This is a genomic window from Photorhabdus sp. P32 (assembly GCF_038085095.1).
Taxonomy (GTDB): Bacteria; Pseudomonadota; Gammaproteobacteria; order Enterobacterales; family Enterobacteriaceae; genus Photorhabdus; species Photorhabdus luminescens.
The window spans coordinates 1-17,439 of the sequence record NZ_JAZGJN010000231.1 but is presented as its reverse complement, the minus strand read 5'-3'; the positions used below and the strand labels follow the sequence as shown (position 1 = coordinate 17,439).

14 protein-coding genes are annotated in these 17,439 nt (G+C 44.2%); 9 read left to right on the top strand and 5 right to left on the bottom strand.

The features are described from left to right. The first annotated feature begins 39 nt into the window (after window positions 1–39). From rluE to V2H77_RS06615, 8 genes are all read left to right on the top strand, one after another. Window positions 40–669 (top strand): 23S rRNA pseudouridine(2457) synthase RluE, encoded by a 630-nt coding sequence (rluE, locus tag V2H77_RS06650; RefSeq protein ID WP_341498202.1) that lies wholly within the window; start codon window positions 40–42, stop codon window positions 667–669. Then, window positions 662–1,111, top strand: a complete 450-nt coding sequence (locus V2H77_RS06645) for an NUDIX hydrolase (protein WP_341498192.1) — start codon at window positions 662–664, stop codon at window positions 1,109–1,111. Before rluE ends, V2H77_RS06645 begins: the two co-directional genes overlap by 8 nt. Window positions 1,112–1,195: 84 nt before the next feature. After that, a complete protein-coding gene (mnmA, locus tag V2H77_RS06640; protein WP_341498191.1) occupies window positions 1,196–2,299 on the top strand; it encodes a tRNA 2-thiouridine(34) synthase MnmA in 1,104 nt (367 codons plus the stop codon). Window positions 2,300–2,301: 2 nt separating this feature from the next. Next, on the top strand, window positions 2,302–2,928 hold the full coding sequence (gene hflD / locus V2H77_RS06635) for a high frequency lysogenization protein HflD (protein WP_341498190.1): 627 nt from the start codon (window positions 2,302–2,304) through the stop codon (window positions 2,926–2,928). Window positions 2,929–2,951: 23 nt separating this feature from the next. Further along, window positions 2,952–4,322 (top strand): adenylosuccinate lyase, encoded by a 1,371-nt coding sequence (gene purB / locus V2H77_RS06630; RefSeq protein WP_341498189.1) that lies wholly within the window; start codon window positions 2,952–2,954, stop codon window positions 4,320–4,322. Between the two features lie 242 nt (window positions 4,323–4,564). Continuing rightward, window positions 4,565–5,233 (top strand): two-component system response regulator PhoP, encoded by a 669-nt coding sequence (gene phoP / locus V2H77_RS06625; RefSeq protein WP_036781478.1) that lies wholly within the window; start codon window positions 4,565–4,567, stop codon window positions 5,231–5,233. Window positions 5,234–5,252: 19 nt separating this feature from the next. Beyond that, window positions 5,253–6,716 carry a two-component system sensor histidine kinase PhoQ gene (phoQ, locus tag V2H77_RS06620; protein WP_341498201.1) on the top strand — a complete coding sequence of 488 codons (1,464 nt, stop codon included), beginning with the start codon at window positions 5,253–5,255 and terminating at the stop codon, window positions 6,714–6,716. Window positions 6,717–6,799: 83 nt separating this feature from the next. Next, window positions 6,800–7,921: a ribosomal protein uL16 3-hydroxylase gene (locus tag V2H77_RS06615; RefSeq protein ID WP_341498188.1), complete on the top strand. Its 1,122-nt coding sequence runs from the start codon at window positions 6,800–6,802 to the stop codon at window positions 7,919–7,921. A gap of 253 nt (window positions 7,922–8,174) precedes the next feature. On the opposite strand, the gene pepT is transcribed toward V2H77_RS06615, so the two are convergent. The 5 genes from pepT to lolC all read right to left on the bottom strand — a co-directional run bounded on the left by pepT (window position 8,175) and on the right by lolC (window position 13,587). Beyond that, entirely contained in the window at window positions 8,175–9,440 is a 1,266-nt protein-coding gene (gene pepT, locus V2H77_RS06610) for a peptidase T (protein WP_341498187.1), read from the bottom strand. Between the two features lie 55 nt (window positions 9,441–9,495). Further along, entirely contained in the window at window positions 9,496–10,347 is an 852-nt protein-coding gene (cobB, locus tag V2H77_RS06605) for a Sir2 family NAD+-dependent deacetylase (protein ID WP_341498186.1), read from the bottom strand. Window positions 10,348–10,440: 93 nt separating this feature from the next. Further along, complete coding sequence (lolE, locus tag V2H77_RS06600; protein ID WP_341498185.1) at window positions 10,441–11,688, bottom strand: lipoprotein-releasing ABC transporter permease subunit LolE; 1,248 nt, start codon at window positions 11,686–11,688, stop codon at window positions 10,441–10,443. Then, on the bottom strand, window positions 11,688–12,392 hold the full coding sequence (gene lolD / locus V2H77_RS06595; protein WP_341498184.1) for a lipoprotein-releasing ABC transporter ATP-binding protein LolD: 705 nt from the start codon (window positions 12,390–12,392) through the stop codon (window positions 11,688–11,690). The genes lolE and lolD overlap by 1 nt, the downstream gene beginning before the upstream one ends. Beyond that, the gene (gene lolC, locus V2H77_RS06590; RefSeq protein ID WP_341498183.1) at window positions 12,385–13,587 is read right to left on the bottom strand and encodes a lipoprotein-releasing ABC transporter permease subunit LolC; all 1,203 of its coding nucleotides are present in this window, start codon (window positions 13,585–13,587) and stop codon (window positions 12,385–12,387) included. Before lolC ends, lolD begins: the two co-directional genes overlap by 8 nt. Window positions 13,588–13,785: 198 nt before the next feature. On the opposite strand from lolC, the gene mfd reads away from it, so the two are divergent. Continuing rightward, window positions 13,786–17,232 (top strand): transcription-repair coupling factor, encoded by a 3,447-nt coding sequence (gene mfd / locus V2H77_RS06585; protein ID WP_341498182.1) that lies wholly within the window; start codon window positions 13,786–13,788, stop codon window positions 17,230–17,232. Window positions 17,233–17,439 lie beyond the last annotated feature (207 nt).

The window sequence follows — 17,439 nt, the reverse complement described above, 5'->3', positions numbered from 1 at the left end:
AATGTATAATATCCCTTCCATTTTATGCAGTGATCCATGATGACAAATTTCTCCATTAAAAAACACAAACTTAACCGATTCAGCCAAAGAAAAACATCACATTCTGTCAAAAAAACAACCGTACCTCGCCGAGTGTTGATATTTAACAAACCTTACGATGTTTTGCCCCAATTCACTGATGAAATGGGCCGAACAACACTAAAGGACTTTATTCCGTTCCCGAATGTGTATGCTGCCGGGCGTTTAGATCGTGACAGCGAAGGATTATTAATCCTGACCAATGACGGCAAACTTCAAGCACAGCTAACCCAACCGAATAAAAAAACGGCCAAAGTTTATTATGTGCAAGTTGAAGGCGTTCCAGATGAAACCGCTCTCGATAAGTTACGCAATGGCGTCATACTAAAAGATGGGCCCACCCTACCCGCAGGTGCTGAGTTAGTTCATGAACCTGCATGGCTTTGGCGTCGCCAGCCACCAATTCGTGAACGTAAAAATATTCCGGTAAGCTGGTTAAAAATAACACTTTATGAAGGCCGAAATCGTCAAGTGCGCAGAATGACAGCACATATCGGTTTCCCGACACTTCGACTAATTCGTTTTAGTATGGGAAACTTGCAATTAGGCAAGATGAAACCCGGTGAATGGAAGGAGATCAATTTTGTTTAGCCCCCACGTCACAGTTGCTTGTGTGGTCCATGCCCAGAATAAATTCCTAGTAGTTGAAGAGACAATTAATGGCAAAGCATTATGGAATCAGCCCGCTGGTCATCTTGAGGCAGATGAAACATTGTTACAAGCCGCAGAACGTGAATTATGGGAAGAAGCCGGTATTCAGGCTAAGCCGCAATCACTACTGAAAGTTCATCAGTGGGTTGCGCCAGACGGCACGCCCTTTATCCGTTTTCTGTTTCTGGTTGAAATGGAACAACAAACCGTAGCCAACCCACAAGACAGTGATATCGACTGTTGCCATTGGGTTACAGCCGAACAAATATTTAGCAGTCATTGTCTTCGTTCTCCACTCGTTGCAGAAAGTATCCGCTGTTACCTGCAAAACGAAAAATATCCTCTCACCCTATTGAATAGTTATGTTTCTCCGTTTATTTAATAACAAAACCGTAATACGTTTGATGCACCCCTGTCTGCAACGTGTTAAAGTACGGCGCTTGTTTTTTTCTCCAGTGAGATTCCCATGTCAGATAACAGCCAGAAAAAAGTCATTGTCGGCATGTCCGGCGGTGTAGATTCCTCCGTTTCCGCCTATTTGCTACAACAGCAAGGTTATCAAGTGGCTGGCTTGTTCATGAAGAATTGGGAAGAAGACGATGATGAAGAGTATTGTTCAGCCGCGACTGATCTGGCTGATGCCCAATCCGTTTGCGATAAGTTGGGTATCGAACTTCATACCGTCAATTTTGCTGCCGAATATTGGGATAATGTTTTCGAACATTTTCTTTCTGAATATCGAGCGGGCAGAACACCTAACCCAGATATTCTATGTAACAAAGAAATTAAGTTTAAAGCATTTCTGGAATTCGCTGCTGAGGATTTAAGCGCGGATTACATCGCAACAGGTCATTATGTCCGTCGCAAAGATGTTAACGGTAAAAGCCAATTATTACGTGGGCTGGATAACAATAAAGACCAAAGTTACTTCTTATACACTCTGAGCCACCAGCAAATTGCTCAAAGCCTATTTCCTATCGGTGAACTGGAAAAACCGGAGGTTCGCCGTATTGCCGAAAAAATTGGTTTGGTGACGGCAAAGAAAAAAGACTCTACCGGTATCTGTTTTATTGGCGAGCGCAAATTCCGTGACTTCCTTGGCCGTTATTTACCTGCTAAACCAGGCCCGATTATGACAGTCGATGGAGAAACCCTCGGTGAACATCAGGGGCTGATGTACCATACTTTGGGCCAACGTAAAGGTTTAGGCATCGGTGGAACGAAAGAAGGCAGCGAAGAGCCGTGGTATGTCATAGATAAAGACGTTCAGAACAATATCCTGCTCGTGGCGCAGGGGCATGAACACCCCCGTTTAATGTCTACCGGCCTTATTGCTCAGCAACTTCATTGGGTTGATAGAGAGACATTAACTGAAGAAATTCATTGCGTCGTCAAAACACGTTATCGCCAACAGGATATTCCTTGCACTATCACCCCCATAGACGAAGATAAAATTGAAGTCCGTTTTGCTAACCCTGTCGCCGCAGTCACCCCCGGCCAATCAGCCGTCTTTTATCAGGGTGAAGTTTGTCTTGGCGGCGGCGTGATTGAACAACGTTTGCAGGAGTAATTGTGGCAACGAATTATTACAATATCACACTGGCGTTGGCGGGAATTTGCCAGTCAGGTCGCCTGGTACAGCAACTTGCTCATGAAAACCAGTGTGATACCGATGCTGTCGCCACTATGGTCAATAGCATCTTGAATACTAACCCGGCATCTGTTTTAGATGTGTTCGGCAATCATGAGCGCAATCTGCGCATGGGGCTAAACGCAATGCTAGGAATGTTTAATAGCTCTAATAATGGTATTTCTGCCGATCTCACCCGCTATATCTTGAGTCTGATCGCGCTGGAGCGCCGACTAAATAAAAATCAGGCGGCTTTTGATGCGCTTAGTAATCGTATCAGTTTGTTAGAACGCCAGCAGGCACATTTTGAACCCATGTCCGAAGGGATGTTCAACGCGTTAGCCGGTATTTATGTTGATGTTATCAGCCCATTAGGTCCGCGTATTCAAGTGACAGGTTCCCCTGATGTTCTGCGCAATCCACTTGTACAAGCGAAAGTCCGGTCGATTCTACTGGCTGGCGTCCGTTGTGCGGTCTTATGGCAACAAGTCGGCGGCGGTCGCTTGCAATTAATGTTTTCTCGTCAACGCCTGATCCAACAGGCGAAAGATATTCTTTCTCATTGTTAAATAAAATCCGGGAGTTGCTACCGATGGAATTATCCTCACTAACTGCTGTTTCTCCGATCGATGGCCGTTACGGCGATAAAGTCAGCGCATTACGTACCATTTTTAGTGAGTTTGGCTTACTGAAATTCCGAGTGCAGGTTGAAGTACGTTGGCTGCAAAAACTGGCAGAATGTGCTGAAATTAAAGAAGTTCCCGCTTTTGATACAGACGCAAACGCTTACCTGAATGAAATTATCGCAAATTTCAATGAACAGGATGCAATGCGTATTAAAATTATCGAACGCACCACTAACCACGATGTCAAAGCAGTGGAATATTTTCTAAAAGAAAAAGTCGCACATGTTCCTGCACTACACAAAGTTTCTGAGTTTATTCACTTTGCCTGTACTTCTGAAGATATTAACAATCTAGCTTATGCGCTGATGCTACAAACAGCTCGTGAAGAAGTACTTTTACCGCAATGGCGTCAGATGATTGATATCATCAAAAAAATGGCGAGTGAATATCGAGATTTACCACTGTTATCTCGCACTCACGGCCAACCTGCCACGCCTTCCACAGTTGGTAAAGAGTTTGCCAATGTTGCTCACCGGATGGAGCGCCAATACCGTCAACTGGAACAAGTCGAAATACTCGGCAAAATTAATGGCGCCGTGGGTAATTACAATGCCCATATAGCCGCTTACCCACAGGTTGATTGGCATCACTTTAGTGAAACTTTTGTGACTTCACTCGGCATCAAGTGGAATCCATACACGACTCAAATCGAACCCCATGATTATATTGCTGAATTGTTCGATGTCATTGCCCGTTTCAACACGATTCTGATTGATTTTGACCGTGACATTTGGGGTTACATTGCACTTAACCATTTCAAACAGAAAACGGTTGCCGGTGAAATCGGTTCTTCCACTATGCCACACAAAGTCAATCCAATTGACTTTGAAAACTCAGAAGGCAATCTGGGACTGGCAAATGCGGTATTTGGTCATTTGGCAAGCAAGTTACCGATTTCCCGCTGGCAGCGGGATCTGACGGATTCAACCGTATTACGTAACCTTGGCGTTGGCCTGGGATATGCCCTGATCGCTTATCAATCTACGATGAAAGGCTTAAATAAGTTGGAAGTCAATGAGCAGCACTTGCTGGATGAGCTCGATCAAAACTGGGAAGTGCTTGCTGAGCCTATCCAGACAGTGATGCGTCGCTATGGTATCGAAAAACCTTATGAAAAACTCAAAGAACTTACCCGCGGTAAACGCGTCAATGCTGAAGGGATGAAAATCTTTATCGATGGATTGGATTTACCGGAAGAAGAGAAAACACGCCTGAAAACCATGACACCGGCAAATTATATTGGCCGTGCAATTACATTGGTTGATGAATTGAAGTAATTGATATTCAGCAGACGGATAAAACATCCGTCTGTTGCTATCCTTATATAAACCAATCCCAAACGCACTTTAAAGTTATATTCTCTATTTCGACTTAACGTCTTGCTGTTACCGATCCATGTATCTAACATATTCAGCCAGAACCATTGCATTGAATTTTTTACCAGCAGTTTTGTCTATATAACAGTCCGAATGAATTGATTATTACAATACTGCCTACTGGAGTTGAAAAGGATTATTCCATGCGGATATTGATCGTTGAAGACAACATGTTACTGCGTCACCATTTAACGGTACAGCTTCGTGATACCGGTCATCTAGTTGATGCCGCGGCAAACGCCAAAGAAGCCGATTACTATCTGGTCGAGAGCGAACCCGATATTGCCATTGTCGATCTTGGCTTGCCCGGAGAAGATGGTCTGAGTTTGATCCGTCGCTGGCGCCAGAAAGATGAAAAACTTCCCATTCTTGTTCTGACCGCCCGCGAAAGCTGGCAAGAAAAAGTCACGGTTCTTGATGCAGGAGCGGATGACTATGTTACTAAGCCCTTTCATCTTGAAGAAATTATTGCCCGTATGCAGGCACTCCTACGCCGTAATAATGGGCTAGTTTCTCAAATTATTGAATTCCCACCTTTCAAAATTGATCTATCACGCAAGGAATTAACAGTTTACGGGGAAAGCGTCAAACTAACGGCATTTGAATACCGCATCATTGAAATCCTAATGTGTAATAGCGACAAAGTTGTCACTAAAGAGTCATTAATGCGCCAATTATATCCTGATGCTGAACTGCGCGAAGGCCACTCCATCGATGTTTTAATTGGTCGACTAAGGAAAAAAATATTAGATATCTGGCCCTATGAAGCTATCGTGACTGTTCGTGGTCAAGGCTATCGCTTTGATGTATAAAACTTTCATCGGTAAAAAAGTGCTTAAGCACAAAAAACAGCCTTTCTCACTCCGTACCCGGTTTTTAATGGCAACTGCTGCGGTTATTCTTGCTCTTACCATGTCTTACGGTATTGTTGCCATCGTCGGTTATCTGGTCAGTTTTGATAAAACCGCTTATACACTGCTACGCAGTCAAAGTAATCTATTTTTCAGCCTTGCTCAGTGGAATAACAATAAGCTGGATATTTCAGTACCCCCTAATTTCACACTGAATAACCCATCATTGGTGCTGATTTATAACAACAAAGGCACCATTCTCTGGCGTCAACGCCATATCCCAAAAGTCGAAAACTCTATTCCTAGCGAATGGTTAAAAGAGGACGGTTTATATGAACTGGATACTGATCTAAAAAGCAGCCGCGACTTACTAAAAAACTCGGCTAACACACAAGGACAATTAGGTAAACTTGACGCACTTGACGAAAATGAAGATAACGAGCTAACCCATTCCGTTTCTGTCAACAAATATAGTGCGACAGCTCATTTGCCAGCATTAACTATTGTCGTCATCGATACCATTCCACAGGATTTACAAAAAACGGTTCTAGTGTGGGAATGGTTCGGTTATGTATTGATTGCCAATCTTATTCTGGTTATCCCATTGATTTGGCTGGCAGCACATTGGAGTTTACGACCAATTAAATCGCTTATTCATCAGATCAGTTCGTTAGAAAAAGGTGAACGGGAAAAATTGGATGAAAATCCACCAACGGAGCTACGGGGGCTAGTTCGTAACCTTAATGTGTTGCTTAATAATGAACGCAACCGCTATACAAAATACCGGACAACACTGGCTGATCTGACACACAGCTTGAAAACGCCATTGGCTGTTTTACAATCAACTCTCCGTTCTTTACGCGACAGCAAACAAATGACTATTCAACAGGCAGAACCTATCATGCTGGAGCAAATTGGCCGTATTTCTCAGCAGATAGGCTATTATCTACATCGAGCCAGTATGCGCAGTGAACATAGCACCATTATGCGAAAAGTTTCTTCTGTTTCTGCTTTACTGGATAGCCTGTGCAGCGCTTTAACAAAAGTCTATCAGCGTAAAGGGGTCAGTCTCACGTTAGATGTCTCACCGGAGATCACCTGGCTTGGCGAGAAAAATGACTTTATGGAAGTCATGGGTAATGTGCTGGAAAACGCCTGTAAATATTGCCTTAAATTTGTTGAGATCTCTGTGGCGCTCGATCACGATTCGATCATGATTATTGTCGATGACGATGGCCCAGGGGTGCCAATTGAAAAACGGGAAATGATTTTCCAGCGAGGCCAACGTGTTGATACTTTGAGACCTGGTCAAGGGCTAGGATTGTCAATTGCTTCTGAAATTATCGAACAATATGAAGGTGATATCAGTATCAGTGACAGCCCACTTGGCGGCGCCAGAATTTGCGTTATATTCCGATGCCAGCAAATTAATGATGACGATTAGTTAAATATGCCATTGCAGTCTGATACTGGATTTAACTATTGGTTATAATACGCTGAAATTCACTCCACACTCAGGATGTCACTATGGACTATCAGTTGAACCTGGATTGGCAGGCGTTTTTGCAGAATCATTGGCAAAAACGGCCTTTACTGATTAAACAAGGCTTCCATCAATTCATTGATCCCCTTACTCCCGATGAACTAGCAGGTCTGGCGATGGAAAATGAAGTTGACTGCCGCCTAGTCAGCCAGAAAAATGGCCGTTGGGATGTCTCTCATGGTCCATTCGAAAGTTACGATCATTTAGGTGAAAAAGAGTGGTCGCTGCTGGTACAAGCGGTTAATCACTGGCACCATCCTTCCGCCGCGCTAATGCAGCCATTCCGCGTGTTATCTGACTGGCGGATAGACGATCTGATGGTCTCCTTCTCCGTTCCCGGTGGTGGTGTTGGTCCGCATCTTGACCAATACGATGTGTTTATCATTCAAGGAATGGGCCGCCGTCGCTGGCGTATTGGGGAAAAACTACCAATGGAACAACGCTGTCCTCACCCCGATCTATTACAGGTCGATCCCTTTAATGCCATTATTGACGAAGAGATGGAACCTGGCGATATTCTCTATATCCCACCTGGATTTCCCCATGAAGGTTATGCCATCGAAGAGTCACTGAATTATTCAGTTGGTTTCCGCGCCCCTAATTCCCGTGAACTTTTCAGTAGCTTCGCCGATCATGTACTGGCTAATGATTTAGGCAGCTATCGTTATAGCGATCCTGATCTGACTTTCCGCGATAACCCGGCACTGGTCCAGCCGCATGAACTATCAGCGCTACATGCCATGATGAACGAGTTATTAGCACAACCTGACACTTTCCAGCAATGGTTTGGTGAATTCATCTCCCAGTCACGACATGAACTTGATATTGCTCCACCAGAACCGCCTTATGAAAGTGATGAAATTTATGAATTAATGAAACAAGGTGAAAATCTCCACCGCCTTAACGGGTTACGGGTTATAAGGATTGGCGATCAATGCTTTGTTAACGGTGAATTAATAAATACACCTCATATTAAAGCAGCTAATGTTCTTTGCCACTATTATGAAATTAATGCAGAAATGCTTGGTGAAGCAATAGATGATGTTCGTTTTATCAGACTGCTCACTGCATTGGTCAATAGTGGTTACTGGTACTTTAATGATTGATACCTCACCTCAAGAGGTTAATTTCATTTAATATTCAATATGTAATATAGTTATCAAAGACCATTAATTTTGTTCAACGTCTAAACCTGTTATTCACTCACTACCTGTAACTTGCTCTCCCCACTAAATCACAAGTGATTATAGTGGGGGTTGCTTAAATTCGCTTCGCTCTCAATTAACATTCAGGAGGGAGAATTTCGTAAACTTTGTTAAAAATTTGTAATATTAAATTTACCATTAATATCTGATCAAATTAATTAACGCTGCAAAACGCCTGACTTATTTCCGACTTTTTAGACAACAGTGCAGTTAATTCAGCAATACGCATGACAACACTCACAGCTTGTTCCATTCCTTCCAACGAAACAAATTCATGTTTACCATGATAATTATACCCTCCCATAAATATATTCGGACAGGGCAAGCCACGGAATGACAATTGTGCGCCATTAGTACCACCACGAACAGGTTTAATAACGGGTTCAATATTACAATCCAGCATTGCCTGCTTGGCAATTTCAATAACATGCGGATATTTGATAACTTCATCGTGCATATTGTAATAATTGTCATCGATAGTCAGTTCGATATAACAACCAGGATGCAACCCCTCACCGACTTTTTCCGCAATTTCAATCATCTTCTTTTTACGTTCTTCGAAGTTATTGCGATCAAAATCACGAATGATATAGTGCATTTCAGCACACTCAACTGTGCCTTTAATACGTTGCAAATGATAGAAGCCTTCATATCCATCGGTATGTTCCGGTGTTTCTTCCGATGGCAATGCCTGATGGATATGGATCGCCAGCGATAAAGCATTAATCATCACATTCTTAGCATTACCAGGGTGAACATTATTACCAACAATTTTAACGGTTACTACCGCTGCATTGAAGTTTTCAAACGCCAGTTCACCTACACCACCGCCATCTACGGTGTATGCCCACTCAGCATCAAATGAATTAATATCAAAATAGTGCGCCCCCTTACCTATCTCCTCATCAGGTGTAAACGCAATCCGAATATCACCATGTAAGATATTGCTATTTTTCAGACGAACCATTGCAGTAATAATTTCTGCAATACCCGCTTTATCATCGGCGCCAAGCAGTGTTCTACCATCAGTAGTAATCAGTGTTTTCCCCAACATGTTATGCAAGATAGGAAACATAACCGGCGATAACACTTCATTACCCGCTCCCAGAGCAATCTCACCACCTCGATAATTTTCCAGCATTTGTGGACTTACATTTTTTCCAGAGAAATCAGGTGAAGTATCAAGGTGAGCAATAAAACCGATAGCAGGTACAGGCCAAGATGTATTGGCAGGTAATGTCGCCATAATACAACCATGAGCATCCTGTATCACATTGGAAAAACCTAATTCGATCAGCTCCTGTTTCAGCGCGTTAGCAAGTTCAAGCTGTCCATGACTACTGGGAATAGTCTTCGCTGACGGCTTTGACTGAGTATCAAAAGATATGTATTTAAAAAAACGCTCTAGTAATCTGTCCATTATTCTCTTCCCCCAGGAATTTAGTTACCCATTATGAGGAAGAGAAACACAATAATTATTGCGTCAAATCAGCTTTAAATTCTTTAATACTATCAATTAACCTTCTGGCATACTCATCTACTATCTTACTGGCTGGTCCATAATGCTTTTCATCAAATAAACTTTCTACCTGACTCGGTTCTAAATTCAGCTCTACCGTGTGCGCCCCTGCCAGTTTAGCTTCATGCACAAATCCAGCCGCAGGATAAACATGGCCAGAGGTGCCGATAGCGATAAAAATATCTGCCTGAGCCAGTGCCGAATAGATCTGTTCCATCTCCAAAGGCATTTCACCAAACCAAACAACATGTGGACGCAATGGCGAAGGGAACTGACAGCAATGACAACGCTCATCTGTCGTCAAATCGTCTGTCCACTCAAACACTTGCCCAGATTGGCAACAACGGATTTTGAATAACTCACCATGCATATGCACCGTGCGATAGCTACCCGCCCGCTCATGAAGATTATCGATATTTTGGGTAATCAACAAAAAATGATCGCCAAGCTCGTGCTCCAGCGCGGCTAAAGCATAATGCGCTGCGTTCGGTTTTATTTCTGGTTGCTGAAGTTGATGACGCCGGGCGTTATAAAATGCCTGCACCAATTCTGGATCTTTCTGAAAACCTTCGGGTGTAGCAACGTCTTCCACCCGATGCTCTTCCCACAGCCCATCAGAGGAGCGGAAAGTCCGAATACCCGATTCAGCCGAAATGCCGGCCCCCGTCAATACCACGATGTAAGGTTTTTTCATATTAAGCGCCAATCGATTATCCCTATAAAAAATCCGGCTACGAAACCTCTGCTGCCTCAAACGCTTAACCTTACGAAGCCGACCAAGCCGACTAAGCCGACGACGAACTCGCATACTGATTTCCTTAATAAGATTTCTTAAATGCTGCTTAGGTTTCTGTTTTTTACACCATAACGTTTTGATTAGCTCATGCCAATAATAGATTAATTATTTCCCACTTAAAATTCGTGCCGGATCAAGTCTACTTGCCCGCCTTGCCGGATACCAACTTGCCAATAAACTCAGAATCAAAGCCGTCGCCAGAACATACAGAACATCCATGCCATGCAACTCAGATGGCAGGAAATCAATGAAGTAAACATCACCAGAAAGAAATTGATGCCCGATCAACTTTTCCAACCCATGAATCAGCGCTGTCAGATTGAGTGATGCCAACACGCCAGTTATAGCGCCGGCAATACTGCCCGTCATACCCGTCAGTAATCCATACCAGAGAAAAACAGCTCTAATTTGCCTATCTTTAGCGCCGAGAGTTCGCAGGATAGCAATATCGCTACTTTTATCTTTTACCGCCATAATCAAGGTAGACACGATATTAAAACACGCCACGCCAATCACCAAAATCATCGCTAGATACATAATGCTACGTACCATCTGAATATCATGATACATATAGCCATAATTTCTCATCCAACTGCTGATATAGACATATTCCTGTGATGCTTCCCCGGCAGACCTTACCCGTTGATCAGCGGCAAACACATCATCAACCTTGATCGCAATGCCCGTAATCCCCTGCCCATAATCCAAATATTGTTGAGCATCAGCCAAAGGAACCAGAGCCAGACTATGATCAAGTAAACCGCTCAATTGAAAAATTCCGCTAACCTGTAAACGAATCCGTTTTGGTTGCAACAGTTTCATTTCAGGATCACTATTCGGGATCATAACAGTCAGCCAGTCACCTTGCTTAACCTTCAAAGCATTAGCAACCCCCTGCCCCAGAATGACCTGTTGATGACCAGCCTGAAAATTTTGCCAGGCATTATCTTGTACAAATTGTGGCAATGAGCTGACCTGAGATTCAGAGGTTAAATCAACCCCTTTCACCTGCACCGCATGCAAGCCGGCGCCTTTTTCCATCAATCCAGTGAAAGTAATATAAGGTGAAGCAGCAACCACGCCGGTGGTGTTCTTTACCCGTTCCAATGCAAGCTGCCACTGTTCAAAAGGCTGATGAACCGTATAGATTTCACCATGAGGAACAACAGAAAGGATACGGTTTCTCAATTCTCGTTCAAAACCATTCATGGCGCTCAAACCAATAATGAGAACAGCGACGCCAAGCATAATCCCTAGCGTAGAAATTACAGAAATCAGAGATACCATACCGCCACGGCGACGCCCGCGGCTAAATCGCAAGGCAGTGACCAAAGAGAGAGGCAAATTCGCCATTACAACGCCCCCGTCAGGGTCAATTCATCCTGTAAATAACCATCACGCATCTCCACCTGACGGTTTAATCTGCCGGCGAGATTCAAATCATGGGTGACAACGAGAAATGCCGTGCCTTGCTGCCGGTTAAGCTCGCCCAGTAGTGCAAAGATGCTATCTGCATTACGTAAATCGAGGTTACCGGTAGGTTCATCCGCTAAAACTAAAGAGGGCTCATTAACCAACGCTCTGGCAATCGCCACACGCTGGCGTTCACCTCCTGATAATTCTGATGGGCGGTGATGAGCACGCTTCTCCAGACCAACAGCCGCCAGCATTTCTAATGCTTTCTTCTGTGCCTGACTGCGATTTTTACCGCCAATTAACAGCGGCATAGCGACATTCTCTATCGCATTAAAATCCGGCAACAGATGGTGAAATTGATAAATAAAGCCCAATTCATGATTACGCAATTCTGCTCTGGCTCCAGAGGACATTTTATTCAAAGAGCGCCCTTTAAACAGGACTTCACCAGAAGTTGGCGTATCCAACCCGCCAAGCAAATGCAGAAGCGTACTCTTACCTGAGCCGGAACTTCCCACAATCGCCATCATTTCACTCTGGTTGACAGCAAAAGTGACATTTTTCAACACTTCGGTCAGTACTTGCCCTTCCTGATATTTTTTACACAGATGATTACACAACAATAGTGGTTGATTATTCATAACGCAAAGCCTCAGCAGGTTGGATGGCAGCAGCACGCCAGGAAGGATATAACGTAGACAGTAGAGCAATCGCCATCGCTGAAATTGCGATTGTAGCAACCTGTAGCGGCTCAATGGCAACAGGCAACTCAACGCCAGAGGTCAATAAGCCTATCAGTGGCATTAAGTTATTAAGCTGACTGGAAAGCAAAACACCAAGCCCAGTTCCCAATAAAGTGCCGACGATCCCAGCTCCCGCTCCCTGGATCATAAAAATCGCCATCACCTGACGACGTACCAGTCCCTGTGTTTGCAAAATCGCCACTTCTCCCTGTTTTTCCATTACCAATAAACCAAGCGAAGTAATGATATTAAATGCCGCCACAGCAATAATCAGGCTTAACAATAAGCCCATCATATTTTTTTCCATCCTTACCGCTTGGAAAAACTCACCTTTACGTTCGCGCCAATCTTTCCACAACAACCCTTCAGGCAGGGTTTGCAAGCTCAAACTATCTACAGCCAGTGGTTCTGAAAGATAGAGACGCCAGCCAGTAATGTGACCTGACGGATAACGCATCAGACGGGCAGCATCTTGCTGATTAACCAGAATCTGTGTGCCATCGACTTCGCTATTAGACGTAAAAGTACCAATAACAGTAAATAGACGCTGACTAGGAATACGCCCCATTGGCGTCAACTGACTTGCGCCTGGCGCCATCAGGCGAATGCGATCACCGCGTTTTACGCCAAGCTCCCCAGCCAGTCTCTCGCCCAAAATAGCATGGTAGCTACCGGGGGTAAGTTGATGACGATCAGCGCCGATCAAATATTCAGTCAACGGCTCATATTCATCAGAAGTGATGCCCAACATCACACCGACACCCACATTCCGGGCGCTTTGCAATACCACATCCCCCATCACCAATGGTGTAATCCTGTTAACCTGCTTTAAATCCGCAAGTTCACTGGCAGGATGCGCTTTTGGGTCTAACGAACCGTTTACCGACGTCACAATCGCCTGTGGCATAAAACCAAGAATACTGGTTTCCAATGAACGCTCAAAACCGTTCATCACAGACAACACTGTAATCAATGCAGCAACACCGAGAGTAATACCAATTGCTGATAGCCATGAAACAAACCGACCAAATTTGTCAGCCGCCCGGCCACGCATATACCGTAAACCTATAAATAATGAGACAGATTGAAACATGAAATCTGTTACGCCCCTGTTGCCAAAGCAAAGTGTTCGGGGATAATAAAGGGTAGTTATATTTTATGGAACCACCAACACCCAGATTCTGTGGTTTTTTTATTTTCTCTCAACCAGCCTGCGTGTTTACTCGAAGACCATATATGCATCGAAAGCCCGTTGGGAATGGACTGAATCATAGAGAACACATTTACGCTTATGTCCTCAAAATATCGTTATGAACTTCCTGAACGCCGCGGTGATAACCGTCAATTAGGTCGACTTATTGGCGCCGCTTGCGCTGTAGAGTGTGCTGAAATTATCGAACGCCATCAAGGACCTGTCGTACTGATAACCAAAGACATGCAAAACGCCCTGCGTCTGCATGATGAAATTCATCAGTTTACCGACTGCCCTGTTGATCTTCTTTCCGATTGGGAAACACTGCCGTATGACAGCTTCTCTCCCCATCAGGAAATCATTTCCAGCCGTCTGTCTACACTTTACCGTCTGCCGACGATGACCAAAGGTGTTTTAATCCTGCCGATAAATACCTTAATGCAACGGGTTTGCCCTCATGAGTACCTTAACGGACACGCGCTGGTTATGCATAAAGGTCAGAGACTCTCACGGAATAAACTTCGTTCTGAATTAGAACAGGCCGGCTATCGTAGTGTCGAACAAGTTCTTGAACATGGCGAATTTGCTACTCGCGGCGCACTACTTGATCTTTTTCCAATGGGAAGTGAGCACCCCTATCGTATTGATTTCTTCGATGATGAAATCGACAGCTTACGCATTTTCGATGTTGACAGCCAACGCACGCTGACTGAAGTTAAGCAAATCAACCTACTGCCTGCACATGAATTCCCAACAGATAAAGAGACGATTGAACTGTTTCGCAGCCAGTGGCGAGAACGTTTTGAAGTCCGTCGTGACAGTGAGCACATTTATCAGCAAGTCAGTAAAGGTACGTTACCGGCAGGGATAGAATACTGGCAACCGTTGTTTTTCAACCAACCCCTGCCTGCATTATTTGATTACCTACCTGATAACACCCTGATTCTCAGCCAAGAAATCAATAATGCCGCTGAACGTTTCTGGCAAGATATTCGACAGCGCTTCGAAAGCCGTAAAATTGATCCAATGCGACCACTCTTACCCCCAGAAGAGCTTTGGCTTCCGGCGGATAATTTATTCTCAGCGCTAAAAAACTGGCCCCGCATTCAACTTAAAACGGAGGAATTGAGCAAAAAAGCGAATCACGTAAATCTTGATTATCAGCTACTGCCAGATCTCTCCGTTGTTGCGCAAAATAAGGCGCCGCTGGATAAGCTTCGTCGTTTCCTTGAACAATTCAATGGCCGCGTTATTTTCTCTGTTGAGAGCGAAGGACGTAAAGAGGCGTTGCAAGAATTATTGTCACGAATAAAGATTAAACCCAATAAAATCAGCAAATTGTATCAAGCACAACAGCCAGGTCACTTTTTGATGATTGGTGCTGCTGAACATGGTTTTATCGATACAAAGAGTGAATTGGCTCTGATCTGTGAAAGCGATATGCTCGGTGAGCGTGTTGTTCGCCGCCGTCAAGACACCCGCCGCACGATTAATACTGATACCCTGATCCGTAACCTTGCAGAATTACGCCCCAGTCAACCAGTGGTCCATTTAGAGCATGGCGTTGGCCGCTACCAAGGATTAACCACGCTGGAAGCAGGTGGTATCAAAGCTGAATATCTGATCCTAAGTTATTCTGGTAACGATAAACTCTATGTTCCGGTATCTTCCCTGCATCTAATCAGCCGCTACGCAGGGGGTGCTGATGAAAATGCCCCATTACATAAATTGGGCGGAGAAGCATGGAATAAAGCCCGCCAGAAAGCAGCCGAAAAAGTACGCGATGTGGCTGCGGAACTACTTAATATTTATGCTCATCGCGCCGTAAAACCAGGATTTGCTTTTAAACATGATTGGGAACAATATCAATTGTTCTGTCAGAGCTTTCCATTTGAAACGACGCCAGATCAGGAACAGGCGATTAACGCGGTTCTGAATGATATGTGCCAACCAATCGCGATGGATCGCTTAATTTGCGGTGATGTCGGATTCGGCAAAACCGAAGTTGCAATGCGCTCCGCATTTTTGGCAGTCCATAATGACAAACAGGTGGCGGTACTGGTTCCGACAACCCTACTGGCTCAGCAACACTTTGACAACTTCCGCGATCGCTTTGCTAATTGGCCTGTACGTATTGAGATGATATCCCGCTTTCGCAGCGCCAAGGAACAGCAGCAAATCGTTGAAATGGCAGCCGAAGGCAAAGTCGATATTATTATTGGCACGCATAAATTGCTACAAAGCGACCTGCGCTGGAAAGACCTTGGTTTATTAATTGTCGATGAAGAGCACCGGTTCGGTGTTCGTCACAAAGAGCAGATCAAAGCCATGCGTGCCGACGTCGATATTCTGACCCTCACCGCAACCCCAATTCCCCGAACGCTCAATATGGCAATGAGTAGTATGCGGGATCTCTCAATTATTTCGACCCCTCCCGCTCGTCGTCTGGCAGTCAAAACCTTCGTGCGCGAGTATGACAGTCTGGTGGCGCGAGAAGCCATATTGCGTGAAGTTTTGCGCGGTGGCCAAGTTTACTACCTCTATAACGACGTTGAAAATATTGAGAAAGCGAAACTTCGTCTCGAAGAATTAGTACCAGAGGCGCGGTTCGCAATTGGTCACGGGCAGATGCGTGAACGGGATTTGGAACGGGTGATGACTGATTTCCATCATCAACGATTTAATGTTCTGATTTGTACCACAATTATTGAGACAGGCATTGATATTCCAAGCGCCAATACCATCATTATTGAACGTGCTGACCATTTTGGCTTGGCTCAATTGCATCAATTGCGTGGACGCGTCGGGCGTTCTCACCATCAGGCTTATGCTTACCTGCTGACACCACATCCGAAAGCCATGACCGTCGATGCCCACAAACGTCTGGAAGCCATCGCCTCCCTTGAAGATTTAGGCGCCGGTTTTGCACTGGCAACTCACGACCTTGAAATCCGTGGGGCCGGCGAACTCCTGGGTGAAGAACAGAGTGGTCAGATGACAACCATCGGCTTCACTCTCTACATGGAGATGTTGGAAAGTGCTGTCGATGCACTAAAAGCAGGCCGTAAACCTTCACTTGAAGACTTATCCAATAGCCAAACTGACATTGAATTGCGGATGCCTATTTTGTTGCCCGATGACTATATTCCTGATGTTAATATGCGTTTGTCTTTTTATAAACGCATTGCCAGCGCCAAAGACGAATCAGAATTAACAGAATTGAAGGTTGAACTGATAGACAGATTCGGCACATTACCTAATCCGGGGCGCCATTTATTACAATCAGCAGCCATTCGCCTGTCAGCTCAGAAATTAGGTATTAAACGAATAGAAGCCCATGAAAAAGGAGGATTCATCGAATTTAGTGAGAAAAATAAAGTTGATCCAACTTATCTTATCGGCCTGTTACAGAAACAACCTGAAATTTACCGATTGGATGGCCCCGCTAAACTGAAATTCATCATAGACCTGAGCGAAAGAATGGCTCGGCTGGAATTCATTCAGCAATTAATTGATACTTTTGAACATCATCAAATCTGTTCTTAAGTCATCTTCACTTCCCCTATGATTGATTTGTCAGTCTGTGGGGAAGTACCACAATTTAATTCACATCGTACAGCTCTCTGTCTCTTCCACGTAACGCTATCAAAATCAAAACCAATCTTCATCTGCACTATTGAATAATTATGCTGTAATTTACTCATCAATATTTATTCTAAAATAAAAATCATATTGTAATATTCATATGGAATA